The organism is Paeniglutamicibacter sp. MACA_103, assembly GCF_045798555.1.
Classification (GTDB): domain Bacteria; phylum Actinomycetota; class Actinomycetes; order Actinomycetales; family Micrococcaceae; genus Paeniglutamicibacter.
Genome location: NZ_JBIXLN010000028.1, coordinates 1 through 25,361, shown reverse-complemented (window position 1 = coordinate 25,361; position 25,361 = coordinate 1). Strand labels below are relative to the sequence as shown.

General features: G+C 65.2%; 22 protein-coding genes and 1 pseudogene. 9 read left to right on the top strand and 14 right to left on the bottom strand.

Annotated features, from left to right (window positions below; all coding sequences use genetic code 11):
- Window positions 1–2: 2 nt before the first annotated feature.
- Window positions 3–923: a 3-hydroxyisobutyrate dehydrogenase gene (gene mmsB / locus ACIPVK_RS13920; protein ID WP_407612576.1), complete on the bottom strand. Its 921-nt coding sequence runs from the start codon at window positions 921–923 to the stop codon at window positions 3–5.
- Between the two features lie 132 nt (window positions 924–1,055).
- Here mmsB and ACIPVK_RS13915 point away from each other — a divergent pair, with 132 nt between their 5' ends.
- Window positions 1,056–1,934: a LysR family transcriptional regulator gene (locus ACIPVK_RS13915; protein WP_407612575.1), complete on the top strand. Its 879-nt coding sequence runs from the start codon at window positions 1,056–1,058 to the stop codon at window positions 1,932–1,934.
- An 83-nt stretch (window positions 1,935–2,017) separates the two neighbouring features.
- Here the strand turns inward: ACIPVK_RS13915 and ACIPVK_RS13910 are convergent, their stop codons facing one another.
- The gene (locus ACIPVK_RS13910) at window positions 2,018–3,415 is read right to left on the bottom strand and encodes an MFS transporter (protein ID WP_407612574.1); all 1,398 of its coding nucleotides are present in this window, start codon (window positions 3,413–3,415) and stop codon (window positions 2,018–2,020) included.
- Between the two features lie 645 nt (window positions 3,416–4,060).
- Window positions 4,061–5,455: a PLP-dependent aminotransferase family protein gene (locus ACIPVK_RS13905; RefSeq protein WP_407612573.1), complete on the bottom strand. Its 1,395-nt coding sequence runs from the start codon at window positions 5,453–5,455 to the stop codon at window positions 4,061–4,063.
- A gap of 130 nt (window positions 5,456–5,585) precedes the next feature.
- Here ACIPVK_RS13905 and ACIPVK_RS13900 point away from each other — a divergent pair, with 130 nt between their 5' ends.
- A complete protein-coding gene (locus tag ACIPVK_RS13900) occupies window positions 5,586–6,473 on the top strand; it encodes a dihydrodipicolinate synthase family protein (RefSeq protein WP_407612572.1) in 888 nt (295 codons plus the stop codon).
- Between the two features lie 168 nt (window positions 6,474–6,641).
- A complete protein-coding gene (locus tag ACIPVK_RS13895; RefSeq protein ID WP_407612571.1) occupies window positions 6,642–7,901 on the top strand; it encodes an MFS transporter in 1,260 nt (419 codons plus the stop codon).
- Window positions 7,902–8,025: 124 nt separating this feature from the next.
- On the opposite strand, the gene ACIPVK_RS13890 is transcribed toward ACIPVK_RS13895, so the two are convergent.
- The 6 genes from ACIPVK_RS13890 to betT form a co-directional block, all read right to left on the bottom strand.
- Window positions 8,026–8,184 (bottom strand): hypothetical protein, encoded by a 159-nt coding sequence (locus ACIPVK_RS13890; protein ID WP_407612570.1) that lies wholly within the window; start codon window positions 8,182–8,184, stop codon window positions 8,026–8,028.
- 232 nt (window positions 8,185–8,416) lie between these two features.
- Window positions 8,417–9,214, bottom strand: coding sequence for an IclR family transcriptional regulator C-terminal domain-containing protein (locus ACIPVK_RS13885; protein WP_407612569.1), 798 nt, complete (start codon window positions 9,212–9,214; stop codon window positions 8,417–8,419).
- 119 nt (window positions 9,215–9,333) lie between these two features.
- Window positions 9,334–9,993: a 3-oxoacid CoA-transferase subunit B gene (locus ACIPVK_RS13880; protein ID WP_407612568.1), complete on the bottom strand. Its 660-nt coding sequence runs from the start codon at window positions 9,991–9,993 to the stop codon at window positions 9,334–9,336.
- Complete coding sequence (locus ACIPVK_RS13875) at window positions 9,993–10,664, bottom strand: 3-oxoacid CoA-transferase subunit A (protein WP_407612567.1); 672 nt, start codon at window positions 10,662–10,664, stop codon at window positions 9,993–9,995. The genes ACIPVK_RS13880 and ACIPVK_RS13875 overlap by 1 nt, the downstream gene beginning before the upstream one ends.
- Window positions 10,665–10,727: 63 nt before the next feature.
- Window positions 10,728–11,939: a thiolase family protein gene (locus ACIPVK_RS13870; protein ID WP_407612566.1), complete on the bottom strand. Its 1,212-nt coding sequence runs from the start codon at window positions 11,937–11,939 to the stop codon at window positions 10,728–10,730.
- 198 nt (window positions 11,940–12,137) lie between these two features.
- A complete protein-coding gene (gene betT / locus ACIPVK_RS13865) occupies window positions 12,138–14,342 on the bottom strand; it encodes a choline BCCT transporter BetT (RefSeq protein WP_407612611.1) in 2,205 nt (734 codons plus the stop codon).
- Between the two features lie 356 nt (window positions 14,343–14,698).
- Here betT and ACIPVK_RS13860 point away from each other — a divergent pair, with 356 nt between their 5' ends.
- The 3 genes from ACIPVK_RS13860 (at window position 14,699) to ACIPVK_RS13850 (ending at window position 16,843) form a co-directional block, all read left to right on the top strand.
- The gene (locus ACIPVK_RS13860; protein ID WP_407612565.1) at window positions 14,699–15,448 is read left to right on the top strand and encodes an IclR family transcriptional regulator; all 750 of its coding nucleotides are present in this window, start codon (window positions 14,699–14,701) and stop codon (window positions 15,446–15,448) included.
- 39 nt (window positions 15,449–15,487) lie between these two features.
- Window positions 15,488–15,640 (top strand): hypothetical protein, encoded by a 153-nt coding sequence (locus tag ACIPVK_RS13855; protein ID WP_407612564.1) that lies wholly within the window; start codon window positions 15,488–15,490, stop codon window positions 15,638–15,640.
- A gap of 465 nt (window positions 15,641–16,105) precedes the next feature.
- Window positions 16,106–16,843, top strand: coding sequence for a PIG-L deacetylase family protein (locus tag ACIPVK_RS13850; RefSeq protein WP_407612563.1), 738 nt, complete (start codon window positions 16,106–16,108; stop codon window positions 16,841–16,843).
- 210 nt (window positions 16,844–17,053) lie between these two features.
- Here the strand turns inward: ACIPVK_RS13850 and ACIPVK_RS13845 are convergent, their stop codons facing one another.
- Window positions 17,054–17,944, bottom strand: a complete 891-nt coding sequence (locus ACIPVK_RS13845; RefSeq protein ID WP_407612562.1) for a LysR family transcriptional regulator — start codon at window positions 17,942–17,944, stop codon at window positions 17,054–17,056.
- A gap of 157 nt (window positions 17,945–18,101) precedes the next feature.
- On the opposite strand from ACIPVK_RS13845, the gene ACIPVK_RS13840 reads away from it, so the two are divergent.
- The gene (locus ACIPVK_RS13840; protein ID WP_407612561.1) at window positions 18,102–19,172 is read left to right on the top strand and encodes an MBL fold metallo-hydrolase; all 1,071 of its coding nucleotides are present in this window, start codon (window positions 18,102–18,104) and stop codon (window positions 19,170–19,172) included.
- A 31-nt stretch (window positions 19,173–19,203) separates the two neighbouring features.
- A complete protein-coding gene (locus tag ACIPVK_RS13835) occupies window positions 19,204–20,628 on the top strand; it encodes an MFS transporter (RefSeq protein WP_407612560.1) in 1,425 nt (474 codons plus the stop codon).
- Window positions 20,629–20,755: 127 nt separating this feature from the next.
- Here ACIPVK_RS13835 and ACIPVK_RS13830 read toward each other — a convergent pair whose 3' ends face one another.
- The 3 genes from ACIPVK_RS13830 to ACIPVK_RS13820 form a co-directional block, all read right to left on the bottom strand.
- On the bottom strand, window positions 20,756–22,120 hold the full coding sequence (locus tag ACIPVK_RS13830; protein ID WP_407612559.1) for an MFS transporter: 1,365 nt from the start codon (window positions 22,118–22,120) through the stop codon (window positions 20,756–20,758).
- Window positions 22,121–22,209: 89 nt separating this feature from the next.
- Window positions 22,210–23,220 carry a PDR/VanB family oxidoreductase gene (locus ACIPVK_RS13825; RefSeq protein WP_407612558.1) on the bottom strand — a complete coding sequence of 337 codons (1,011 nt, stop codon included), beginning with the start codon at window positions 23,218–23,220 and terminating at the stop codon, window positions 22,210–22,212.
- A 41-nt stretch (window positions 23,221–23,261) separates the two neighbouring features.
- The gene (locus ACIPVK_RS13820) at window positions 23,262–24,356 is read right to left on the bottom strand and encodes an aromatic ring-hydroxylating dioxygenase subunit alpha (protein WP_407612557.1); all 1,095 of its coding nucleotides are present in this window, start codon (window positions 24,354–24,356) and stop codon (window positions 23,262–23,264) included.
- A gap of 112 nt (window positions 24,357–24,468) precedes the next feature.
- Between ACIPVK_RS13820 and ACIPVK_RS13815 the strand changes: the two genes are divergently transcribed.
- Window positions 24,469–25,050 carry a PadR family transcriptional regulator gene (locus ACIPVK_RS13815; protein WP_407612556.1) on the top strand — a complete coding sequence of 194 codons (582 nt, stop codon included), beginning with the start codon at window positions 24,469–24,471 and terminating at the stop codon, window positions 25,048–25,050.
- A 112-nt stretch (window positions 25,051–25,162) separates the two neighbouring features.
- On the opposite strand, the pseudogene ACIPVK_RS13810 reads toward ACIPVK_RS13815, so the two are convergent.
- A pseudogene (locus ACIPVK_RS13810) lies at window positions 25,163–25,361 on the bottom strand (ABC transporter ATP-binding protein); the annotation flags it as partial.

Here is a 25,361-nt window from a genome sequence, read left to right as displayed (position 1 = left end):
GGTCAGTTCTCTTCCTGGGTGTAGCCGGCAACGGTGCCGTCGGGGGAAACGTTCTTGACGATCAGGGAGCAGTCCTTGGCCCCGAGTCCTTCGTTGATCAGCGCGTCGAAGTGTTCGCGCGCCAGGGCCGCGGCGGGGAGCTTGACCCCCGTCATCTCCCCGGCGTCCAGCGCCAGGCCGATGTCCTTGCGGGCCAGGTCCACGCGGAAGGTGGCATCGAAGTTGTTGTTGGCCGCGGCGGTGTCGATGACGCCCGGCACCGGGTACCAGGTCTGCTGCGCCCAGGACCGTCCGGAGGAGACCGAGGCGATCTCCCAGAAGACCTTCGGGTCCAGCCCGAGCTTCTCGGCGAGCTGGGAGCCCTCGGCCGAGGCCATCAGGTCGATGAAGAGCATCATGTTGTTGCAGATCTTCGCGGCGATGCCGGCCGTCGCGGCACCGGCCACGATGGTCTTGCCCGCCATGGGCTTGATGTGTCCCACCGCCTCCGCCGTGTGCTCCGGAAGTCCGCCGACCATGAAGGCCAGGGTTGCCGCGGCGGCGCCGGAGATCCCGCCGGAGACCGGCGCGTCGACGAACTTCAGGCCGCGTGCGGCCGAGCCCTCGTGGCAGAAGCGCGAGGTCTCGATGTCAACGGTCGAGCTGTCCAGCAGCAGGGTGTCGGCACCCGCGGTCGCCCAGATCCCGTTTTCGCCCTCGTAGACGGCGCGGACGTGTTCGCCCTTGGGCAGCATGGTGAAGACCGCGTCGGATCCCGTGACCGCCTCGGCAATGCCGCCGACGATCTCCACGCCGTTTTCCTTCGCCGCGATGCAGGCGTCCGGGTTCAGGTCGTAACCCTTGACCCGGTGCCCGGCGGCCACCAGGTTTGCCGTCATGGGTCCGCCCATGTTCCCGAGTCCGATCCAGCCGTAAACTGCCATGATTCCTCCTGTGCCGTTCCCCGCCCACTTGGGCTGTGATAGCCACCACACTATGGGTAAACCACCTCGCGCTCAACGCACAAGAGTGGCTCAGGTTTGCACCATCGATGTGCGTCAACGCACAATGAGTGCATGGAACGCAGCATTGACCACCACCATCTGGAATCCTTGATCACCTTTCTCTCGGTGGCGCGACTCGGGCGCTACACGGCGGCCGCGGACGTGCTGGGCGTGAACCACTCGACGGTCTCGCGCCGCATTGCGGCCCTCGAGAAGGCCATGGGCGGCCGCGTGCTCACGCGCACCCCCGCCGGCTGGGAGGTCACGGACCTGGGCCGGCGCGCACTGGGGGCCGCCGAGGACATCGAACGGGCGGTCTCGGGACTCACCGAGACGCGGGCCGCCGGCGAACTCGCCGGGACGGTGCGCATCGGGGTGCCCGACGCCTTCGCCGCGCACTTTGCCACCCCGGCCATGGCGGCCCTGCAACGCAAGCACCCGCGGCTGGCCGTCGAGCTCATGAGCGCAACGCAGCGGGCCCGGCAGACCCGTTCCGGCGTCGACCTGGAAGTGGTCGTGGGCAAGCCCCACGTGCACAAGGCGGTGGCGACCGAGCTGCTCACCTACCACCTGGGGCTCTACGCCTCCCGCGACTACCTGGCCGAGCACGGGGAACCGCGCAGCATTGCCGAGCTGGTGTCGCACCGGTTGAACTACTACGTGGAGTCCGCGCTGACCATCGACGAGCTGGACAGCGCCACCGAACCGCTGCCGCCCATGCCACGTGGCATCACCTCCACCAGCGTGTTCTCACACATTGCGGCGACCAAGGCCGCCGCGGGGATCGGGATCCTCCCCGACTTCCTGGCCGACCTCGAGGCCGATCTGGTCAGGCTGCTGCCCCAGGACTATGCGTATGCCGCCACTTATTGGGTGGTCGGGCGCGAAGAGGCACTGCGGAACCCGGCGGTCCAGGCCGCGGTTGCGGCCATGGGCGAGGCCGCCGCGTAGGACGCGGACACGCAGATGCCCGGGGAAGCGGTGCTCGCCGCTCCCCCGGGCATGTTTGCAATGCGGCCCCCAGGCCGGTGCGTTTACTTCACGCTGTCCCTCGCCGCGGCATCGGAGGCCTCGGTGTTGATGACGATCGTCCGGGCCCGGTCGGCCTCGTCGATGTCGTGGAGGGAAATGCCCTTGGTTTCACGCATGAAGTACACGACCACCAGAGTGATGATCGCGGCGAGACCGATGTAGATGGCCACCGGCACCCACGAGCCGTAAACGCTCAGCAGGAAGGTGGCGATGATCGGCGCCATGGACCCGGCGACGATCGAGGTCACCTGGTAGCCCAGCGAGACGCCCGAGTAGCGCATCCGGGTCGGGAACATCTCGGCCATGATGGCCGGCTGCCCGGCGTACATCAGTCCGTGGACCAGCAGGCCCGCCACGACCACCAGCAGGATCACGAAGTCGTTCTGCGTATTGAACAGCGGGAAGGCGACGAAACCCCAGACCAGCATGAGCGAGGCCCCCAGCGCGTACACCGGGCGGCGGCCCAGCTTGTCCGTGTAGCGCCCGATCACCGGAACCACGGCAAAGTGGATCACGTGCGCCACCAACATCAGCAGCAGGATGGTCGAGGTGTCCATCTTCAACTGGGTCTTCAGGTAGGTGATCGAGAACGTCACGACCATGTAGTAGAGGATGTTTTCGCCCAGCCGCAGCCCCATGGCGGTGAACACGCCACGCGGGTAGCGGCGGAAGACCTCGGCCACGCCGTAGCCGGCTTCCGCGTTCTGCTCCAGCTCGGCCTTGGCCTCCTTGAAGATCGGGGCGTCGGAAATCCGGGTGCGCACGTAGTAGCCAACGGCCACGATGACGACCGAAAGCCAGAAGCCAATGCGCCAGCCCCAGGCCAGGAAGGCCTCCTCGGAAAGGGTGGAGGACAGCACCAGCAGCACGATGGTGGCGAGCAGGTTGCCTGCCGGCACCGCGGCCTGCGGCCAGGATGCCCAGAACCCGCGTTCCTTGTCCGGTGCGTGCTCGGCGACCAGGAGCACCGCGCCTCCCCATTCGCCGCCCACTGCGAAGCCTTGGAAGAAGCGGAGGACCACCAACAGGATCGGTGCCGCGTAGCCAATCGCGTCGAAGGTCGGCAGGCATCCCATCAGGAAGGTCGTGACGCCCACGAGCACGATGGCGACCTGCAGCAGGTGCTTGCGGCCGTACTTGTCACCGAAGTGGCCGAAGACGATGCCGCCGATGGGCCGGGCGATGAAGCCGACGGCGTAGGTCAGGAACGCCTTGATGATGTTGTCCAGCTCATTGGCCGCTTCGGGGAAGAAGATCTTGTTGAAGACCAAGGTTGCCGCGGTTGCGTACAAGAAGAACTCGTACCATTCGACGACCGTCCCGGCCATCGATGCGACGACCACGCGCTTGAGTCCCTTGCGCTCCTGAATACTGGCACTGCTGGGGCGAGATGAAGCCACTTCCAACCTCCGAAGGTTCCATGGATGGCACTTGGGGCAATTGCCACCTGCCGATCACCCCATGAGTATGGCCCAGATCACATTGAAGTTGGAAGCGGTTCCAGCGGTCATGACGGAGTCCGTTTGGGCACATGTGCCGTGCAGCAATGCACACCTCTGCGGCAAACGTCGAGACGCGAGGCCCAACCTCCCGTTGCAGAGACTGGTCGCCGGCCTGTCGGAAGGAGCACGCGACATGGTTGAGCGCTTGGACACGGATGTAGTTTTTGGCGTGGCCATGGGCTCGGCAGCGGTGTGGGCGCTGGTCACACGCGGTGGCGTGGTCACATTGTTGGAGGGGTTCGCCCCACGGAAGCACCCGGAACCTGAACCTCGGTATACAAATCCGGTATACGAGTCCAGACTCGCCGAGTCCTTTGAGCTCTGGGATTCGTGAATCGACGTCCCAAGAGCGGCGTCCTGTTCAGTCTGCCGGCCAGTTCATTCCCCTCGTTGACATTATTGTTTCCAAGGAAGTCCTGGAGGGCCGCTAGGTCGGGGACGCCACCACGCTGGCGGATAACACCGTGATGACGCAGATCGCCGAATGCGGGGACAAACACGGCGCCGGGTGCTGGACTTGCGGAAGGCGTTGGGTTGCAGCGGTCAGCATCCGTCAAGCAGTTCGGCGATGATGTCAAGGGCCTTGGTGAGCTGAAGGTCGCTGGGGGCGCCGTAACCGATCACCAGGCCGTTTTCGGGCCGGCGGTCGACATAGTAGGCGGCCAGTGTGGCCATGCGGACTCCCCGGCGAAGGGCCTCGTCGGCCAATTGCCGGGCGTCCCTTCCTTGGAAATGCAGGACCGCGTGGAGCCCTCCGTCGAGGGCGGAAATGCGGACATCCGGGCGGGCACCGAGGCGTTCCAGGAGCAGGGCCCGGCGGTGTGAGTACTCGCGGCGGGCCCGGGTGATATGCCGGGAGAGGCCCCCGGCCTGGATGTAGTGGGCCAGGGCCGATTGCATGATGCCGGGGACCGGTGTGTCGAGGTCTTCGCGCATGGCCTTCAGCACCTGGCCTGATTCCCCGCGGACCACGAGGTAGCCGCAGCGCAGCCAGGGACTGAGGGTTTTGGAAAAGGTCCCCAATAGCGCAACATCGGCCTTGGATGGAAGTGAGGCAATGGCGGGCAGGGGCATCCGGCGGTGGCGGAATTCGCTGTCATAGTCGTCTTCGAGGACGAGCACACCATTTTTGGCTGCCCAATTCAGAAGATCCAGCCGTTCCTGGACAGGCATCCGTCCGCCGAGTGGGTACTGGTGGCTCGGGGTGATCAGCATGGCGTCCGGCAGCCGTTCAAGGGTGGCCAGCTGGGAAACCCTCAGTCCGTCTTCATCGATGGGCACTGTTTCCACCACGGCACCGGCAGCGGCCATGACCCGTCGCGCCGTGGGATACCCCGGATCCTCGACGAGTATGCGTGGATGCTCCCTGCGGCTTCGGAGGGAGGCCACTGCCAGATGCAAGGCGTCGCTTGTTCCTGCCGTAATGATGACGTCTTCGGGTCCGACGTCCAGTCCCCGGGATACGGCCAGGTGCCCGGCGACTGCCTTCCGCAGGGCGTCGGTGCCAAGAGCCGGGGGCAGATGCGTGGTTCCCTGTTCGGATACCGCCTTGCGCCAGGCGGTGTGCCACTGACGGTCCTTGAACGGTGTGCCCGAAGGACGTCCCGGCGTGAGATCGATGATCGGCCTGCTGTCCTGGATGTGCGGAACCGGGCGTTCCTTGGCGGAAGCGTGTTGAACGTCCGGGCGGATCGCCACCCGGGTTCCACCGGCACCGTGGCTTTCAAGGAATCCCTCGCCGGCCAACTGCTCAAACGCCCGGACCACCACGCCGCGTGAAATGCCGAGCTCGGAAGCCATCCTGCGTGTTGCCGGAAGCGTGTGGTCCGGCCGGAGCAGCCCACGGAGGATGGCCTTGCGGAGTTGGCCGGCCAGTTGGGCGGTCAGTGGACTCGGATCATTCCTGTCGAGTGTGAGCGGCAGCTCGATCTCTCCCATATGGACCTCCAGAATTGAACTTTCTTGGACCTAGTGTAGGACCAAATGGGGTGCCACGATGGACACCGGAATCAAATGTTCATGCGCTGCTCCACTTTGGGCAGTCCGCAGCCGGTTGAAAGAAGGACTCATGTTTGACGGTCTCTGTGCTTTTCCCCTCACGCCGGTTGTTGATGACCGCATTGACGTGAAGGCCGTTGCGAAGTTGGTGTCGCGAGCTGCGGGAGCGGGCGTGAACTCGCTGGGCGTGCTCGGCTCCACCGGGAACTATGCGTACTTGTCCCGGGATGAACGCCGTGCCGTGCTCGAGGGCGCCGTCGGTGCCGCCGACGGGGTCCCGATCATTGCCGGGGTGGGCGCCGTGCGCACGCGCGATGTCCTTGCGCACGTTGAGGATGCGCAGGCGGCAGGGGCCTCGGCCTTGCTGCTGGCGCCGGTGTCGTACCAACGTTTGTCGGAGGAAGAAGTGTTCGGCCTGTACCAAGACGTTTCGGGGGCCTCTTCCGTACCTATCGTCGTCTACGACAACCCGGGGACCACCGGATTCACCTTTTCCGATGAGCTGTATTCGCGCATTGCCGGCATTCCGGCGGTTGCCTCCATCAAAATCCCGCCTCCCCAGCAGGGGCAGGCTTCTGCACGCGTGGCGGAGTTGCGTTCGCTTCTTCCGGAACGTACTTCTGTGGGTGTCAGCGGCGACGGGGCCGCTGCCGAATCGCTGCTTGCCGGCTGTGACGCCTGGTACTCGGTGATCGCAGGCGTGCTTCCCGGCAGGGCCAAGGTGATTGCTGACCATGCGTTGGCTGGCCGCGGGAATCTGGCGGGTGAAGCGTCGGCGAATCTCGAGCCGGTATGGTCGCTTTTCCGCATGTATGGCAGTCTGCGCGTTACCGCAGCCATTGCGGAGGACTTGGGGCTGATTTCGCCGTCAAGCTTGCCGTTGCCGCTTCGCGGTCTGGACGGTGAAGGCCGCCTGAAGGTCGCGGACGCAATTCGCCGGTGCGGATTGGAGGCGTGAACCCATGCCTCGGGCCGTGCCGCAGGAATCCTTGGTCCGGTGGCTGCATCGGCATGGAGGACCTTCACGGTGCGAGGGCCAAGGCCCTTTGCCCGCCGCCGTGGTCCAGCTTGGAGGGGGCAGAGGGAGACTTCTTCATGAATGTGGCCATATTTGGGGGTATGCCGGATGAGTTTTCAGGGCCGTAGCGTCTCTGCCCGCACCTCCGACGGCGGCACCGACGTGCGCGGCGGCCTGGCCCGCTATGTCATCGCAGCCACCTTGGCCCGCAGCGCGGATGGGGGCGCGGTGATTGCCATCGTCCTTATGGTGACGATGAGTGGGTCGCCGGGATGGCTGGCCGGCGTTCTTGGTGCCTGCATTACCGCTCCGCATCTACTCGGACCCTTTGTTGCAAGAATCCTTGACACCGCCCGCGACGGCCGCTCCGTGATCGCACTGGCGTGCATGGCCCACGGGGTGACGCTTGCGGCAGCCGTACTGCTGTATCCGGTGACCTGGCCCGTCATCACCGGAATACTTCTGATTGCTTCCGGACTGGTCGGCCCCCTGCTGACCGGGGGCATCAGCAGCCGACTGCCGGCCATCGCGGGGCCCGACAGATCCAGCCAGCGCCGGGCCCAGGGCTGGGACGTGGCCACCTATGGTCTGGGCGGTACGATCGCGCCCTCCCTTGTCGCGGTGGTTTCGGCGTGGTCGGGTCCGGCGGTGGCAGCGCTGATGCTGGCCGCGGCCACGTTTGTCGCGGCAGCGGTCATCAGGCTCCTGCCATATTCCCCACCCGCTGCCGCAGCCTCGGAAGTCCCCCACCCGGGACGGACCCTGGTGATGATGTGCTCGAACGGTCCGTTGCGCCGGACTCTCTATATGACGGTTGTGGTTGCCCTGTCGGTTGCGGTGCTGCCCATCACGGCCGTGGCTTCCACGGGCGACTTCGCCGTCGAACCTGCCGCGGCAGGCGTCCTTGCCGCGGCCTATGGTTTAGGTGGCCTGGCCGGTTCGGCAGGGGTGATGCTCCGGCCGATGCGGAGCGACGCCGACCGGTTGATGACGTGGCTTGCTGCCGGGGTAGGCATGACCCTGGCCGGAGCGGCATTTGCCGGAAGCTTCCCTACCGCAGTGGTCGCCTATTCCTTGGCCGGGATCATGAACTCGTACTTCTTCGCCGCAACCCTGGCTGCCCGCAGCGAATATGCACCGCCGGAGGCACGAGGCCAAGTCTTCGTATGGGTTGGTGCCCTCAAGATCACTGCCGGCTCGGCAGGAACGGCTTTGGCCGGTGCAGTCGTTTCGCACGCCACCCAGCTGCCGTTGTCCCTGGCAGTAGCCGTCATCGCCGCACTAGTCGGTCTCTCGGTCCTGGATCGCCGGACCTCCTCGGGGATACGAGCCAAGGCACGGGCAACGCAAGGACGCGACTTGAATTGACTTCAGCCGGCTCGCGTTCTGCACGTTCTGGGCACTGAGACACGACGACGGAGGGTGGCCGCTACCTCTCAACCTTGGTCGACGAGACAGCTTCCACCCTCCTGGGTATCGTTTTGGCGAATCCTTATTCTGTGGGAATTAGCGACGCTTTCGCTGACTTCGAACCGTGCAGCCCTCGCCCGGCTCCGGTGAAGGGGGCGGTTTCATCGTTGAGTTCGCGCCCCTTGGTTTTGCGGCTGTGGCTCGCGTTCGTGGCCTTGCCGTCGTAGTCCAGCGTGGTCATGGTGGTCTACCGATCGACGGTGTTCCAGAAAGCAATGACAGCGACAAGATGATTCCGTTCTGGACCCCGGTATCGATGTCGCCCGAAGGAGTGATCGCGGGAGATGCTGTGTGCATTGCCGCGACCCAGTATGAGGGGATGTCACCTGCCGTTCATGAGGCCGAGGCATGCTTTCCTCGTGCGCTCCCGTTCAACGCTGTCGCAGAGGCTCGGGATGTTATGAGCCGAATCGTCAGCGGCTGGCGGCCAGCGCGTCCTGGACCTGCGCCGCGGCCTGCTGCAGTGCCGGCAGCACCGCATCGGCGGCTTCCTGCGCGCCGGTGTGCGACGCCGGGCCCACGCTCATGGACACGTTCATGGCAGCGGCGATGCTGCCGTCGGGGCTGAACACCGGGACGGCGACCGAACGCAGCCCGATCTCCAGTTCCTGGTCCACGATCGCGTAGCCCTGGGCACGCACGCGGTCCAGTTCCGACCCCAGCTCGGCCACGGTGTTGATCCCGTGCCCGGTCGGGGCGCTGACGCCCTCGGCCAGCAGCTTCTGAAGCACGCCGGGTGCCTGGTAGGCCAGCAGCACCCTGCCCATCGAGGTGTTGGCCGCGGGGAACCTGGTTCCCACCGAGATCCCCACGCGCATGATCGAGCGGGTGTGCACCCTGGCGATGTAGAGGATGTCGCTGCCCTCGAGGACCGAGGCGGAGGCCGACTCGTGGACCTGCGAGGAAAGCTCCTCCAGCACCGGCTCCATCAGCTGCGGAAGCGTGGCGCTGGAAAGATATGAATAGCCCAGCTGCAGGACCTTGCTGGTGAGTTCGAAGAACTTCCCGTCCCCGCGCACGTAGCCCAATTCCTGCAGGGTGAGCAGGAACCGGCGGGCGGTGGCGCGGGAAAGGTTGGTGCGCTTGGCCACGTCGCTCAGGGTCATCGAGGGGTGTTCGGCGTCGAAGGCGCAGATGACGTCCAGGCCGCGGGCCAGGGACTGGACCGAGGCGGAACCGCCCGTCGCCGGGGTACCGGTTTCCTGACTCATCGCGTTGAACTCCTGTGTTGTAACGTGGCCGTAAATGACTGTGCCCGCGCTTCTCCGTGCGCGGGCAACGGGTGCGGCCCCGGGCCAAAGACCCCAAGCCGCACCCACAAATCTACTGCCTACGCGGCCTTCACCAATTCAACGGGCAGGCGCTCGGCGAGCTCCTCGAAGGTGATGCCGTGGGTGGAGCGCACGGTGACCGTGGAATCGGCGAGCTCGAAGATGGCCGACTCGGTGTAGATGCGCGAGACGCAGCCCAGCCCGGTGACCGGGTAGGACAGGGCCTCGACGAGCTTGGACTCGCCGGTCTTGGTGAACAGGCCCATCATGACCCAGGTCTGCTTCGCGCCGATGGCCAGGTCCATGGCGCCGCCAACGGCCGGGATCGCGCCCGGTGCGCCGGTGTGCCAGTTGGCCAGGTCGCCGGCGCCGGAGACCTGGAAGGCCCCGAGCACGCAGACGTCCAAGTGGCCGCCGCGCATCATCGCGAACGAGTCGGCGTGGTGGAAGTAGCTGGCGCCGGGCAGCTCGGTGACCGGGATCTTGCCGGCGTTGATCAGGTCCTCGTCGATGTCATCGCCCGTGGCGACCGGGCCCATGCCCAGCATCCCGTTCTCGGTGTGCAGGGTGACGCCCTGTTCCGCGGTGAGGAAGTTGGACACGTTGGTCGGCTGGCCGATGCCCAGGTTCACGAAGGCGCCGGCCGGGATGTCGGCGGCGACCAGGCTTGCCATCTCGTCGCGGGTCAGTGCCGCGTCGGTGGTGGTGAACGCGCTCATTACTTGGTGCCTCCAATGGTGACGAGGGTGTCGACGAAGATGCCGGAGGTGACCACGTTTTCGGGGTCGATCTGGCCGGCGGGAACGATCTCGGAAACCTGCACGATGGACTGCTTCGCGGCGGTGGCCATGATCGGTCCGAAGTTGCGGGCGGTCTTGCGGTAGACCAGGTTGCCCAGCGTATCGGCGCGCAGCGCCTTGATGATGGCAAAGTCGGCGCTGATCGGGGTCTCGAGCACGTAGCCCTTGCCGTCGATGACGCGGGTTTCCTTGCCCTCGGCCAGCATGGTGCCGTAGCCGGTGGGGGTGAAGAAGCCACCGATGCCGGCGCCGGCGGCGCGGATGCGCTCGGCCAGGTTGCCCTGCGGGACCAGCTCAAGCTCGATCTCCCCGGCGCGGTAGGCCTCATCGAAGTGCCATGAGTCGGACTGGCGCGGGAAGGAGCAGATGACCTTCTTGACCCGGCGTTCCTTGATGAGCAGGGCCAGGCCGGCGTCGGCCTGGCCGGCGTTGTTGTTCACGACCGTGAGGTTCGTGGCGCCGCAGTCCATCAGGGCATCGATCAGTTCCATCGGCTGGCCGGCGTTGCCGAACCCTCCAATGAGCACGGTGGCGCCGTCCTGGATGCCGGAGACGGCTTCCGCGGCGGAGGTGGCAATACGTGGTGCCATGGGTTGTTCTCTCCTAGATCTTTGAGGGTGTGGGCGAGGGGGAACAAGATCCCCCGAGGGTGCTTAGGCGGTGGCGTTCGGGTTTTCCAGGACGACTGCCAGGCCCTGGCCGACGCCGATGCAGATCGCGGCAACGCCCCAGCGCTGGTTGTTCTCCTGCAGGCGGCGGGCGAGGGTGCCCAGGATGCGCAGGCCGGAGGCACCCAGCGGGTGGCCGATGGACAGTGCGCCGCCCCAGGCGTTGACGATGTTCTGATCGATGTCCCAGGCGCGCACGCAGGCCAGCGACTGGGCGGCGAAGGCCTCGTTGAGCTCGACCGCGGCGACGTCCGACCAGGAGATCCCGGCCTTGGCCAGGGCCTTGTTGGCGGCTTCCACCGGCGCGAAGCCGAAGTACTGCGGGTCAAGGGCCGAGGAGGCACGGCCGGCGATGCGGGCCAGCGGGGCCGCTCCCAGCAGCTCGCCGCCGCGTTCGGAGCCAATGAAGGCGGCAGATGCGCCGTCGTTCATCGGCGAGGCGTTTCCGGCGGTGACGGTTCCGGTGGCGGCGTCGCGGAAGACCGGACGCAGCCCGGCGAGGGTTTCGGCGGTGGAGCCAGGGCGGATGGTTTCATCCATGGTCACCTCGGTGCCGCGCTTGTTGGCCGGGGGCACGGAGACCACGAGGTTCGAGTACTTGCCGTTGGCCCAGGCGTCGGCTGCAAGCTTGTGTGAGAGAGCTGCGAATTCGTCCTGGTCTTCGCGGGTGACCTCGTACTTTTCGCGCAGCTGTTCGGTGGCCTCGCCCAGGGACACTGTCCATTCCTTGGGCATGGCCGGGTTGACCAGGCGCCAGCCCAGGGTGGTGTTGGCCAGTTCGAGGTTGGCCATCGGGAAGGGGCGTTCGGTCTTGGGCAGCACCCACGGGGCGCGGCTCATGGATTCGACGCCACCGACGAGGACCAGGTCGGCATCGTCGGTGTTGACCTGGCGGGAGGCGGCGATGGCGGCGTCCAGCGAGGAACCGCAGAGGCGGTTCATGGTGGTGCCGGGCAGCGAGGTGGGCAGTCCGGCCAGCAGGGTGGCCATGCGGGCGACGTTGCGGTTTTCCTCGCCGGCTCCGTTTGCGTTGCCGAAGATCGATTCGTCGATGGAAGCCGGGTCCAGTTGCGGTGCACGGGCGACGAGTTCGCGGACCACGTGCGCGGCCAGGTCATCGGGGCGGTGCGAGGAAAGGCTTCCGCCGATCTTGCCGAAGGGGGTGCGGATCGCGTCGTAGAGGTACGCCTGCTTCATGGTGTGGGTCCTGGCTTCCTGGTCAATTTGTTCGCATCGCGAACGCTTGTTCACTAAATGAACTTTATCAGGTGGCCCGGCTCCCATCAAGGGTTTGGGAAGGATTGCAGTGCGCCGACGGTTCGCGACCTCCACCGGGAGACGCTCTTGCGACCACATGGGAACACCCCGGCCCGCCGGGCCGGGGTGCGGCAGAGTCTACTCCCTGCCCTTGCCTTCCTCATGGTCCAGGTCTTCGTCGATCTGCGGGATCATGCCGGTGGCCGGGCGCGGCGGCGTGAGCATCGAGGCATAGTCGTGCTCGGAGGAGTACTGCAGGAAGGACAGGTGCGCCTCGTAGCGGTCCAGCACGTCGTTGATGACCTGCTCCTTGCCCAGCCCCATCAGGTCGTAGCCCTCGGTGCCGGTCTGGGTGAAGACCTCGAGGCGGTAGTAGACGTCGACCTCGCGGGCCACGGTGCGTGCGCCGAACGCGGGAACCGGCGCCTCGACGGCCGCCACCTGGTAGTGGAAGTTGCGGTGGTCGTGCATGTGGACCACCAGGGTGTGCTCTTCGATGTGGGTGGTGGCGTTGGGCGTGGAAGTCAGCTCCGCGTCGTAGCCCAGCTCCCGGAATTCCTCCTTCACGTCCACCAGTGCCGGGTGGATGACCTTGTCCACGAACTGGGCCACCGCCTTGTTGGACGGGTAGGCGCGCAGCTGCCCCAGGCGCTGGCGCCAGGACTTCTCCGGCGCGGCACCGCCGTGCGCGGCGGCCGTGCGGCGCCGCATGACCGTGCCCTCGCGCTCGGCCCGCTCCATCCGCAGCACCTTGGAGAAGGAGGCCATGACCAGGTAGGCGATGATCGTCACCGGCAGCGCGAAGATCAGCGTCGCGTGCTCCATGGTCGTCACCCCGCCGGCGATCAGCATCGCCACGGTCAGCACCGCGGTGACCAGCGCCCAGAAGATGCGCAGCCACTTGGCGCCGTCCTGGGAGGGATCGGGGATCGAGGAGGAAAAGTTGGACATGACCATCGCGCCGGAGTTGGCGCTGGTCAGGTAGAAGAGCAGGCCGGAGAGAGTGGCCAGGCCGATGAGGAAGGGGGCGCCGGGGAACATCTCCAGCAGCGCGTACCAGCCGTGTTCGGGACTGTTGATCGCCATGTCCGCGAACTCCGTGTTGCCGCCGAGCACCTCGTTCATCGCGCTGTTGCCGAAGATCGAGACGATGAAGAAGTCGCAGAGCACCGGGGCGGTGATCGCGGCAATGACGAATTCGCGCAGCGTGCGGCCGCGCGAGATGCGGGCCAGGAAGAGGCCGACGAACGGGCCCCAGGCCAGCCAGAACGCCCAGAAGAAGAGGGTCCAGCTGCCCATCCACTCGGCTCCGCCGTCCTCGTAGGCGAAGGTCTGCAGCGTGCGCTCGGGCAGGGTGAAGATGAAGCGCCCGATGTTCTCCACCAGGGCGGTGAGCAGGAAGGAGGTCTTGCCGGTGATCAGGATGTAGAGCATCATCGCCGCGGCCGACCAGAGGTTCAGCTCGGAGACCAGCCGGATGCCCTTGTCCACCCCGGAGGTGCAGGCCGCGATGGTCATGATGACGGCCACCAGCACCAGGGCGATCTGCAGGGCCAGGCCCTCGGGCAGGCCAAAGAGCCAGGAGAAGCCGACGTTCAGCAGCACCACGCCGATGCCCATCGAGGTCGCCACGCCGAACACGGTGCCGACCAGGGCGAAGATGTCGATGACATCGCCCGTCACCCCGCGCACCCGTTTGCCCAGCAGGGGGTAGAGGGCTGCGCGGATCGACAGCGGCATGCCCCAGCGGTAGGCGAAGTAGCCCATCGCCATGCCCAGCAGCGCGTACATGGACCAGCCGGCGATGCCGTAGTGGAACATCGTCCACACCACCGCGTCCTGGGCTGCGGCGGCCGACTCGGCGTCGACGGAGGGCGGGGCGATGAATTGGGTGATGGGTCCGGTCACCGAGTAAAAGAGCATGTCGATGCCCACGCCGGCGGCAAAGAGCATCGCGACCCAGGTGAAGAGGTTGTACTGCGGGCGCGAATGGTCCGGCCCCAGCCTGACACTGCCCTCCTTGGAGAAGGCCACCCAGAGGACGAAGAGCACCACCAGGGTGACCGTCACGACGTAGAACCAGCCCAGGTTGATGGAGATCCAGGAAACCATCGAGCGCATGGTGGCGGCGGCGTTGTCCGGGACGATGATGGCCCAGATGGAGAAGGCGAGGATGATGCCCGCGGCGATGAGGAAGACGCGCCAGTTGACCGTGGGACCGGGGTGCTCGACGAGCTCGGAAGGCCCCTTGCTCAGCTCGGTGCTGGTGATCGGTGCACGGAATTCCTCGGCGACCGGGTCCTTGCGCCGCCCGCTGACGCCGAAGCGGCTTCGCTCCGGCATGGACTCGGGGCGTTCGTGCAACTGTTTCCCGGCGTCTTCTGGCTCGGCCACGTGGTTCTCCTTTGCTCTGTGGACCAGGTGCTGCCACACGTCCGTCCACGAGTCGGGGAACCGCTAGTCAAACGGTAGGAAGCGGGTTCGGAAGGACCTGTTGCACCTGAATGCCTGCTTTGCTCATCGTAGGCTTTGTCCGCCCGAATCCGGAAGATTGCTCGCGGTAACCTTAATCTCCACCGACCGCGCAGCCGACCCTGATTGGCGATGCGGGGAACCCGGACACACCCGCGATGGCCGATGCCGGTCCTCCGGAATCCCCCGGGGCAAATGGATCAGGCCGACTGTTCTACAGTGGTTTCATGGCCAATTCTCCGAGCGGGGACTCGATGCTGGACCGCCTCGTGCGGATCCTGGATGCCTTTGACGCGCAAAATCCCACACTGACGGTCAATGCGCTCGCCCGCCGTGCCGATGTGCCCCGGGCGACCACTTATCGGCTGTTGGAGAACCTGGTGTCGCACGGCCTGCTGGCACGCGATTCCGACGGCCAGGTGCGACTGGGCCTGCGGCTGTGGGAGCTGGCCAACCGAAGTGCCTCCACGCTGAACCTGCGCCAGGCGGCGCTGCCCTTCATGGAGGACATCAACCAGCTGGTGGGACAAAACACGCAGCTGGCGGTGCTGCACGAGGACGACGTGCTGGTCATCGAGCGGCTTTCCCGCCCCGGCTCGGTGGTCAACCAGGCCAATGTCGCCGGCCGCATGCCGGTGCACCTGACTTCCATGGGCATGGCCTTGCTGGCCTACTCCCCCGCCAATGTTCTGGAGGGCTATTTGGGACGCCACGGCGAAACCATGCTCGGCCAGCACCCCCGGCTGCGGCACGAGCTGGCCGAGATCCGGCGCACGGGTTACGCGACCTTCGACGGGTTTATCGACACGGACACCACCGGGGCCGCTGTTCCGATCCTGGATGAGCGCGGGCATGCCCTGGCGGTCCTCGCCGTGGTGGTCCCCCTCGGATCCGACCTGTTGCCCGCCGCCGTCATGGCACTGCAGACCGCGGCGCGCGGGATTGCCCGGGCACTGGCACCGGTCACGGAACCATGACCCCGCGTTTCCCCGGGAGTCCTTGAATTTCGCCGACCGATGGCACTCAATGACCGAAGGGGATTGAGTGCCATCGGCGCCTCCGGACTACGGACAGGAAAACTCATGCCGCTGGGCGGAATCAGCCACATCGCCATCATTTCCAAGGGTGCCAAGTGGCTGGGCCCGCAGGAACTCGAGGTCCTTGGGTGACACCGTGGCCAGTACAACGCGAGTGTTCCTTCGGTGCACGGCAGCCAAGGCCAGATCCATGCCCTCCTCGTTCAGGGGCCCTCTTTCACCTCGGACGACTGCCACAAGTGGTACCCAACCAGTTGGATGAGGAAGATTGGATCTGCAGACCGTAGGCGAATTCATCGAGCAGCCCGGCTCGGCCGATCAGCTGCGGCGGCTCGGCTCCGGCAGTTGGCCGAAAAGGATTCTGCGTTGGAATTCGTTCAACCATGAAACCTGCTGTGTACTTCTGTGTACTTAGTGTATTTCTGTGTACCTAATGAACAATGGTGCCCACGCCTCCGGAAGCGGCCATGCGCTGGCCGTGCTGTCTGTGGCGGTCCGGCAGGGGCCCGGACTACTGCCGGCCGAGGTCATGACGACCGCCCGGCCGGTGCACAAAGCCCCTACACTCAAGGAATGGGCAACGACTCCGAGGTTCCAGTGGATTTCGAACCGGCTGGACAGCTTCCGATCCTGGACGATTCAGCCATCAAACGCGTGCTGTGCGTGGTGGCGCACCCCGACGACATGGAATACGGTGCCTCGGCCGTCGTGGCCGAGTGGGCTTCCAAGGGAATCGAGGTGGGATACCTCTTGCTGACGTCGGGCGAAGCAGGGATACGGAGCCTGGCCCCGGCCGCGGCGGGTCCCCTGCGCGCCGAAGAGCAAAGGCGAGCCTGCGAAATCGTGGGGGTTGCCGACCTAGCCATCCTGGATTTTCCCGACGGGCTGCTGGAACCCGGGCTTGCGCTGAGGGAGCGGATAGCCCGCCACATCCGCCGGTTCAAACCCGATGTGGTCATGACCATGACTTGGGACCTGGAGACCCCGTGGGGGATCAACCACGTGGACCACAGGGTTGCGGGGCTCGCCGTCGTGGACGCAATCCGTGACGCCGACAACCCATGGCTGTTTCGCACCCAGCGCACGGATGAGGGGTCCGAAACGTGGGCAGTCTCGTTGCTGCTGGTCGCCGGTTCCCAAGACACCCACGCCATACCCGTCAGCAAGCAGTCGGTGGACCTCGCAGTCGCCTCGCTCGGTGCGCATGAAGCCTATCTTGCAGCGCTGCCGATTCACCCGCCACCCGATGAACTCGTAACCTCGATCCTGGCCCGCACCGGCAAAGCGGCCCGGAGCGACCATGCTTTGGGTGTTCGGTCCATCAGGATGGGCTGACTTCCAGCGGCGCCGCGGACTCCTTGCCTGCATTTTCAGGAACGGTGGACAGCTAATGTCCGGACATGGTCCCGAGCCGTAGACCATCAGGATCCGCCTCCGGTCTTTTCCGTGGAGAATCTTGCGGGGCGCCGCTGCCCCGCTACGGCAGATACCCCAGGCAACTACCCGGGCGGATTCCCATCCGGTAAGCATCCTGCCCGACCGGCCTCACTGCCATTGGGCGTGCAGGGCGGCCAGCGCTTCCGACACCATGGCACTGCGACTGACGCCCGTGGGCACCGCAGCCACCAACGAGTTGGTCTGGGTTTCATCGGAGAGGGGACGGAATACCAGCGGTCGGTTTTCCATGCTGTTCTCCGTCGGTTGCATCAGCAGCGAGTATGCCAATCCCCTGCCCACGATCGAATGGATGGACGGCACATTGGCCAAAAGCCAGCCGACGTTCGCGGTGACACCATGGCGCTGGAATTCCGCCAGCGTGTGTTGCAGTGCCGGCTCCAGGTTCAGGAAGGCCGCCGGGTACCGTGCCAGCTGGGCGAAGCTGATCTCCTCGAATTCGGCCAGCGGATGCGAAGGGCTCACCACGACCTTTCTGTGGAATTCCTGGAGCATTTCCAGAGTGCAGTCCTGCCCGAATTGGGTCTCGTAGCCTACGGACAGCTGCGTGCGCCCGGCGAATAGAGCTTCCTGGATCTCGGGGCCGCTGCCCTCGACGAATGAGAGCTGAAGCTCGGGATGGCGAGTGCAAAACCATTCGATGAGGTGCGGGACAACCTGAACGGCCACCGTCGTGAAGACCCCGATGCTCAACCGGCCGGAGAGCCCGGTATGCACCTGGGAGACGGCGTCGCGCAGGCGCTCCACCTGCTCTGTGATGAACCGTGCGCGCGTGGCCACTTCCTGCCCCTCGGGCGTGAGTGCGATGCCGCGGCCGCGCTGGCGCATGGCGAGCGTGACGCCCAAGGCATGTTCCAGTTGCCCGAGCGCCAGGCTGACCGCACCTTGGCTGACATGGCAAAGACGCGCCGCGTGGGTGACCGACTGGGTTTCGGCGACTGCCGCGAAGTACTCGAGTTGGCGCAGGGTCAATTCACTCATTAGCTCTCCTTATGACCGTATGCAGTAATTATAGCTAGTCAAATGTGACCGCCGACACCAAAATGGAATGAAGCAAGCATCGGCCCGCAAAGTTCCGGCCGCAAGCCCTGCCAAGCCGAAGCCTCATCCCATACGCCGGAAAGCGAGAACCTCCACCATGACCGACGCCGAACACGCCGAGCTGATTCCGTACGTTGTCACCCTGGGCACCGCCGGCGGCCCACGCTGGTGGAAGGACCACGAAGGAACCCCGCGCTTTGGCATCGCCACGGCCGTGGTCGTCGGCGAGACCTGGTATCTGGTCGATTGCGGCCAGGGTGCCGGGCGGCAGGCGAACGCGGCGGGCCTGTCGATGTCTAATCTGGGCGGTATCTTCATCACCCATATGCATTCAGACCACACCGTTGACTTGCCCTCACTACTGCTCTTCGGTGCCTTTGAACTCAAGAACAGCCCCCGCGGGCCGATTCCCGTGGTGGGGCCGGGCGACCGGGGAAAACTTCCGCCGCTGTCTCCGCGGGCCACCACGGTGCCCGAACCCATCGCCCCCGATCGTCCGACCCCTGGCATCGAAGGCCTTGTTTCAGGGATCCTGTCCGCCTACGCCACCGATTGCAACGACCGAATCTTCGACTCCCTGGCGGTTTCCCCCGCGGCGCAGTTCGATCCGAGGGAAATCAACCTTCCCGAGGGAATAGGGTTCGATCCCGACACCAACGTGGCTCCGGAAATGGAACCAATCGAGGTTTTCCGCGACGGCAACGTCATAGTGACCGCGATCCTTGTTTCCCACCACCCAACCGCACCCGCCTATGCCTTCCGGTTTGACACGGCCCACGGATCAGTGACCATCTCCGGGGACACCGCACCGTGCGCCAACATGGTCACGCTCGCCCGGGGCACTGACCTGCTGCTGCACGAGGCCATCAACCTCGACATCCTCGCCGCGCAGTACTCCGACGCGCAAATGCTGCAGGCCACCATGGATCACCACCGCCGCGCCCACACCACGGCGGCGGAGGCCGGTCAGATTGCCTCCGATGCAGGTGTCGCACACCTGGCGCTGCACCATCTGGTGCCCAGCTACTCACCACCGGAAGCCTGGACCGAAGCGCGAACGACTTTTGGCGGCGCTCTCTCGATCCCCGACGACCTCGAGATCATCCCCTTCGGCGCGGCCTCCCGCGTCACGGCGGCCCTATCCGCGTCCAGCACGAGCAATAGCTAACATCCATTTCCAACACAGAAAGGACGTCGCCATGAGTCAGAACGGACATTCCTCGGCAGGAAGCCCGGCCCCCGAAGGCACTGTTTACCACGCCAGCCCCAAGGAGATGCGCAGGATCCTGTTCTCAAGCTTCCTGGGCACGGCCGTTGAGTATTACGATTTCATCCTTTACGCCACGGCCGCGGGGATCGTCTTCAACCAGGTGTTCTTTGCCGGTCTCGACCCAAATGCGGCGCTGTTCGTATCCTTCGGGACTCTGGCGGTGGGCTACATTGCCAGGCCGCTGGGGGCTTTCCTCTTCGGCAACCTGGGCGACAAGATCGGGCGCAAGGCCATTCTGATCACCACGGTCTTGGCCATGGGCATTGCTTCCACCCTGATCGGGCTGCTGCCGACCACGGCCCAGATCGGCGTCTGGGCGCCCATCCTGCTGGTTTCGCTGCGTATCTTCCAGGGGCTGGCCGTGGGCGGGGAATGGGGCGGGGCGATGCTCCTGGCCTTCGAAAACTCCAAGAAAAGCTCCCGCGGCTTCGCCTCGGCCTTCGCCTACATGGGCGCACCCGCAGGAACCATCCTGGGCACGTTGATCCTCTCCGCCATGTCCACCCTGCCCAAGGCCCAGTTCCTGGCCTGGGGATGGCGCGTGCCGTTCATTTTCTCGGCCGTGCTCATGATGTTGGCCATCTTCATCCGCATGCGGGTTTCCGAGTCCAAGATCTTCACCGAGGTTTCCGCTTCCTCGCAGAAGGCCAAGAAGCGCATCCCGGTTGCAGAGCTCTTCCGTGATCACCGCAAGCCGCTGCTGATCGCCATGGTTTCAGGACTCTCCGGCCAGATGGCACAGGGCCTCATGGGCGCCTGGGCGATCTCCTTCGCCGTGCAGCAGGCCATCTTGGCCCAGACCGAGGTGCTGAACATCAAGGCCATCGGCGGCGTCTTCACCGTTCTGGCCATCATCACCGCATCGAAGCTCAGTGACCGGCTGGGGCGGCGAAAGATCCTCATCTGGGGCAACGTTGGAGCCATCATCCTCGCCTTCCCCGTCATGGCATTGCTCGACATGGGCAACACGATGGCGTTCATGCTGGCCATCGTGCTGGGGCTGAGCCTCGTCCAGGGCTTCACCTCAGGTCCCTACGGTGCCTTCGCCGGCGAGCTCTTCCCCACGGCGGTGCGCTACTCGGGCACCTCCATCGGCTACCAAATGGCATCCACGCTCGGTGCCGGATTCACGCCCATGATCGCCACTGCACTGGTCATCGCCGGTGGCGGCGACCTCTGGCTGGTCGCCCTGTTGTGGATGTCCTTCTCGACCATGTCTCTGGTTGCCCTGCTGTACTCGAAGGACCGTTCCGGCTCCGACATCCAGAACCTGGATACGGACATGGGTGGGGATGGCCCAACCCGGGTATCCGAACCCTTGCGCCGTGACAGCGGTGTTGCACTTCAACGCTGAATTCCCGCAAGAACATCGATGCCCGGTACGGACGAAGTGGTCCGCACCGGGCATCGATGCTTCAGATGACTTTTCTGGGCGATACCGGGTTCCCGTCGCGGAACCGGCGCGCGAACAATGGCTACCGCTACCGTCCTTCCGCCGAGTCAAACACGTCGGCGGCCACGATGGTGCTCGAATTGGCCAGTTTCGGCGAACGCATGAACGCGATTGCGGCGGCGGCCACCAGTACCACGATGCCCACACCCAGGTAGAGCTGCCCGGCGCTCCAGGCGGCATCCAGCAGCGCACCGGCGGCCAACGGGGCAAGGATTGCCCCGAAGCGCCCGATGCCGATGGCCCAGCCCACGCCCGTGCCGCGGGTTTGCGGGGCATAGGAGGCTGGCGCCAACGTATACAGGCCGGCGATGCAGCCGTTGATAAGCATGCCCACGACGATTCCCATGGCAAACGCGAGTGCCAGGATGCCCACCGCCGAAATGAACACCACCATGGTGATCGAGGAGAGCACCGTGAAGGCCAGCAGCACCTTGCGCGTTTGCCATTTGGTGGTCAGCGCGCCAAAGAGCAACGACCCGAAGGTGCCGCCCAGGGTGAGCATGAGCCCGCCGACCACCCCCTGGCTTTCGGTCATGCCGGCGGTCACCAACAGCTTCGGCGTCCAGCTGTTGACGAAGTAGAAGCCAAACATGGTTGCGAAGAAGGCCACCCAGATGAGGCCGGTGGCACGTCGGTTGGCTGGCGAGAACAGTGCCGTCAGCTGCTGGCCTTTCACTCCACGAGCCTCGGGACGGCCGGTGAGCCCGGGAAGCAGTATGGTATCCGAGCCAAGACGAAGCTTGCTTGCCAGCGCAGTGAGTCGCTTCTCGGCACGCGGCGGCCTCTTGGTGACAAGGAAGTCCACGGATTCGGGCACGACCGCCAGCAGCAGGAAGAAGGCAACGGTGGTGGCGATGCCGCCAAAGACGAAGACCGCACGCCAGCCGTAAGAGGCCTGTAGTGATACCGCGGCCATGCCGCCGAGCGTGGCGCCCACGCCGTAACCGGCGGTGTAGATGCTCACGGCCATGCCGCGCCAGCGCTTGTTGGAGTACTCGCTGGTGATGACGTTGGTGCAAGCCAGGATGCCGCCGACGCCCAGCCCGGTGACCACACGCCACATCCCCAACTCGGTCACCGAGTGCGCGGTGGAGGAAAGGAACATGCCGGCAGCGGCCAGCCCGGTGGTGAACAGCAGCATCGGGCGACGCCCGAAGACATCGGCAAAGGGTGCGAGGAACAGGGAACCGGCGGCCATGCCAAGGAGTCCGGCGCTGAGCAGCACGCCCAGCTGCGAGCCGCTGAGCCCGAATTCGGTGGAGACGCGGTTGGCGGTGAAGGCCATGGCCAACACGTCGAATCCGTCCAAGGCGTTGAGGAAGGTGCAGACACCGACGACCACCCACTGGAAAGGTGACATGGGCGAGGCATCGATACGTTCTCTGATGTTCATGGTGGTTTTCTTCCGTGATTTGGGCTCGACAAATCGCCCGAGGGCTCCGGTCGGGAGCCCTCGGGGCGATGTGTCGGTCGGGGTTGGGTTTAGTTCGGTTCGATGGTGATGACGGCCGGCCCGGCATGGGCCGCGTCGGTCCGGGCGCCGGTGGCCGAGGTGACGGCGCGCGAGACGCAGCAGTTCATCTTGGTCGAGAGCCGCTGCTGGCGTTCGGAATAGAACACGTCGCGGTGGTCGATGGCGCCGGAGAGTTGCAGGATGCGGACCTCGCAAAGCCCGCACTCGCCCTTGCGGCAGTCGAACATCATGTCCGCCCCGGCGTCCTCGAGGGCCTCGAGCATTGAGCGGCCCTGCGGGACTGTGACCTCGAGGTCGAGCTTCGGGACCCTGACGATGAACTCCTCCGGGTCGTACCATCCGCTGTTGCCGAAGGTCTCGTAGCGCAGGTTGGGCAGATCCAGTTCGCTCTCGACCCAGGTGCGGCGCACCGCGTCCATGAGGCGGATGGGCCCGCACATGTACAGCTCGGTGTCCGCATCTGCGCGGCCCACCAACTCGGGGACCTTCAGGGAGCTTCCCTCGTCATCGACGTGGACCTCGAGCCGGTCCCCGTGCATTTCGGCCAGCTCGCCCAGGTACGCCATGGCCTCGCGGCTGCGCCCCACATACACCAGCGTGTAATCGGCTTTGAGCCGCTTGAGCACCGCGGCCATGTTGGCGATGGCGGTGATGCCGATGCCGCCGGCGAGCAGGACGTAGCGCTGCGCACCCACGCGCAGCGGGAAGTTCTGCAGGGGCTGGGTGATTTCCAGCCGCTGTCCCGCCACGAGCCCGTGCATGAAGATCGAACCGCCCCTCGAAAGCGGCGCCCTCATTACGCTGATCACCAGGCGAGTTTCGTCATTGGTGGATTCCACCACCGAGTAGGAGCGTCTGGTTGGTTCCCCGTTGATGTCGACCATGAGGTCGATGTGGGATCCCGGTTCCGCCTTGGTCGGCAGAGAGGGCTCGAGCACGATGCGTGCGATGTCCTTGGCCACCGGAACAACCTCGATGACGGTTGCCGATTGCCAGGTTTCAATGTTTGTTGCTGCCATGGTTCTAATCCGCTTTCCTTGCTGTCCGGTGTTCCGCTCCGCTAGGCGGAGGCGGCCAGGCGTCCCTCGGCGGCCAGCATGGACTCGATGATCCGCCGCACCCACATGCCACCGGCATCGATGTTCAGGTTGTAGAACTCGTAGTCGGGATTGGCGTCGATGGCCGCCTGCTGGGCCTTGAGCATTTCCTCGTCCTCGCCGAAGACCCCGTGCACGCCGTCGCGCAGCTGCGTGGTGATCAGCTGGCTGTCCAGGCAGTAATTGCGCATGAAGGCCCAGAAGTAGTGGGAGGACCTGTCGGTTTCCGGGGTGATGGTGTTCATGACGAAGCCGTTGACGCCCTGGCTGCGGTCGCCCTCCGGGGCGCCGGTGCCGGCCTTGGCCACGCCCACGTCGATGCTGATGGTCGAGGGCGCCTCGAAGTTGATGATCTGCCAGCGGTCGACCTTGCCCTCGAACCCGGGGAACTTGTCGCGCATGTTCTTCAACCAGAATGGCGGGGCGTCGATGTTGTGCATCCAGCGGGTGACCGTGACCTTGTTGCCCTCGCGCACGGTGACGAAGTCGGACTCGCTGAGCTCCTCCTGCCCGATCGTGGAGGAGTGGACGAACTCCTCGTGGGTCAGGTCCATGAGGTTGTCCAGCACCAGCTGGTAGTTGCACGCCGCATGGATGGTCAGCCCGTCCCCCGCCCACTCGTCGCTGGTCATCTGGTGCATGTCCGGCACCAGGTCCGGGTCGGCCAGAGTCGGGTCGCCCATCCAGATCCACACATAGCGGTAGCGCTCGACGGTGGGGAACGAAGGAACCGTGGCCGAGGGGTTGATGGTTTCCTGGGCCGGCATGGAGACGCAGCGGCCGGCCGAGTTGTAAACGATGCCGTGGTACGGGCACTGGATCCCGTCCTTGCCGACGGTCTTACCCATGGACAGCGGGGCCAGCCGGTGCCAGCACGCGTCCGCCAGCGCCACGATCCCTCCATCCTCGGTGCGGTAGAGCGCCACCGGGCGGTTGGCAATGCGTCGGGACATGGGCTTGCGGGTGACCTCGTGGTCCCAGGCGGCAACATACCAGGCATTGAGCGGGTGGGGCAGGATCTTGTTCGTGGTGGAGCTGGTCGCGGCGACGACGGTCATGGGATTTCCTTTCGATGCGGCAGATAACTACCTATCGACATAGTTAGTGACGTTCCTCATAGACTAACTACCGATATAGTGATTGGCAACACCTAGGTATCGGAAAGTTGCCATGAGTCTTCCCAATGCATTGCTGGCCCTGCTCGTCGTCGAGCCCATGACTGGATACGACCTGCACAAGAAGTTCGAGTCCTCGGTCGGGCACGTCTGGCATGCCCCCGACTCACAGATTTATCCCGCACTCAAGCGAATGGAAGCCGAGGGGTTGCTCGAGGGCGAGGACATTCCCTGGGGCCCGCGCGGCAAGAAGCGCCAGTACCACGTCACCGCGGCAGGAAGGGCCGCGTTCAGGAACTGGATGAACACGCCACTGGAATATGCGCGCACCCGCGACCCTGCCCACCTCAAGGCCGCCTACCTGGAGTGGGCCGAACCCGAGGCCGCCCGGGAGCAGCTGCGGGCACACATCGAACACCACACCGGCATGCTGGAACAATGGCGGGACACCGTGCAGGAAATCGAGGATGGCACCAGCACCATGCTCAACCGCCGCCTGGCCCACACCCCGGAAGCCGACCACGAAAAGACCCGTGCCTACAAGCTCTTCACCTATGAGGGACTGATGTCCCAGGCCGAGGCGGAAATCGCTTGGGCAAAGCGCGGGCTGAAGCTCATCGACCGGCTCAACGGCTGAAACACGGCGGTCGCCGAGGTAAGGGCAAAGGCAAAGGACACTGTTTGGTGGCCATCTCCACTCGTGTGGGGATGGCCACCAAACAGTGTCCCGAAGGAAATTGCGGGTCGTGCTACTTGGCGACCATGGTGATGGCTTCCTCGGGGCGGTGGCCCTGCTTGGCCTTCTGGATCTCCGCGTAGACGTGGTGGCGCAGCTCGGTGAAGCGCGGCAGGGAGCGGGTCTCGAGCTGGTCGCGTTCGGCCGGAAGGTCGATCACGATGTCCTCCTGCACGATGGTCGGCGAGGAGGACAGGATGATCACGCGCTCG

Coding starts and splice junctions, on each gene's coding strand:
- mmsB (WP_407612576.1), bottom strand. CDS start 923: ATGGCAGTTTACGGCTGGATCGGACTCGGGAACATGGGCGGACCCATG.
- ACIPVK_RS13915 (WP_407612575.1), top strand. CDS start 1,056: ATGGAACGCAGCATTGACCACCACCATCTGGAATCCTTGATCACCTTT.
- ACIPVK_RS13905 (WP_407612573.1), bottom strand. CDS start 5,455: ATGGGAGAGATCGAGCTGCCGCTCACACTCGACAGGAATGATCCGAGT.
- ACIPVK_RS13900 (WP_407612572.1), top strand. CDS start 5,586: ATGTTTGACGGTCTCTGTGCTTTTCCCCTCACGCCGGTTGTTGATGAC.
- ACIPVK_RS13895 (WP_407612571.1), top strand. CDS start 6,642: ATGAGTTTTCAGGGCCGTAGCGTCTCTGCCCGCACCTCCGACGGCGGC.
- ACIPVK_RS13890 (WP_407612570.1), bottom strand. CDS start 8,184: ATGACCACGCTGGACTACGACGGCAAGGCCACGAACGCGAGCCACAGC.
- ACIPVK_RS13885 (WP_407612569.1), bottom strand. CDS start 9,214: ATGAGTCAGGAAACCGGTACCCCGGCGACGGGCGGTTCCGCCTCGGTC.
- ACIPVK_RS13880 (WP_407612568.1), bottom strand. CDS start 9,993: ATGAGCGCGTTCACCACCACCGACGCGGCACTGACCCGCGACGAGATG.
- ACIPVK_RS13875 (WP_407612567.1), bottom strand. CDS start 10,664: ATGGCACCACGTATTGCCACCTCCGCCGCGGAAGCCGTCTCCGGCATC.
- ACIPVK_RS13870 (WP_407612566.1), bottom strand. CDS start 11,939: ATGAAGCAGGCGTACCTCTACGACGCGATCCGCACCCCCTTCGGCAAG.
- betT (WP_407612611.1), bottom strand. CDS start 14,342: ATGCCGGAGCGAAGCCGCTTCGGCGTCAGCGGGCGGCGCAAGGACCCG.
- ACIPVK_RS13860 (WP_407612565.1), top strand. CDS start 14,699: ATGGCCAATTCTCCGAGCGGGGACTCGATGCTGGACCGCCTCGTGCGG.
- ACIPVK_RS13855 (WP_407612564.1), top strand. CDS start 15,488: ATGGCACTCAATGACCGAAGGGGATTGAGTGCCATCGGCGCCTCCGGA.
- ACIPVK_RS13845 (WP_407612562.1), bottom strand. CDS start 17,944: ATGAGTGAATTGACCCTGCGCCAACTCGAGTACTTCGCGGCAGTCGCC.
- ACIPVK_RS13840 (WP_407612561.1), top strand. CDS start 18,102: ATGACCGACGCCGAACACGCCGAGCTGATTCCGTACGTTGTCACCCTG.
- ACIPVK_RS13835 (WP_407612560.1), top strand. CDS start 19,204: ATGAGTCAGAACGGACATTCCTCGGCAGGAAGCCCGGCCCCCGAAGGC.
- ACIPVK_RS13830 (WP_407612559.1), bottom strand. CDS start 22,120: ATGAACATCAGAGAACGTATCGATGCCTCGCCCATGTCACCTTTCCAG.
- ACIPVK_RS13825 (WP_407612558.1), bottom strand. CDS start 23,220: ATGGCAGCAACAAACATTGAAACCTGGCAATCGGCAACCGTCATCGAG.
- ACIPVK_RS13820 (WP_407612557.1), bottom strand. CDS start 24,356: ATGACCGTCGTCGCCGCGACCAGCTCCACCACGAACAAGATCCTGCCC.
- ACIPVK_RS13815 (WP_407612556.1), top strand. CDS start 24,469: ATGAGTCTTCCCAATGCATTGCTGGCCCTGCTCGTCGTCGAGCCCATG.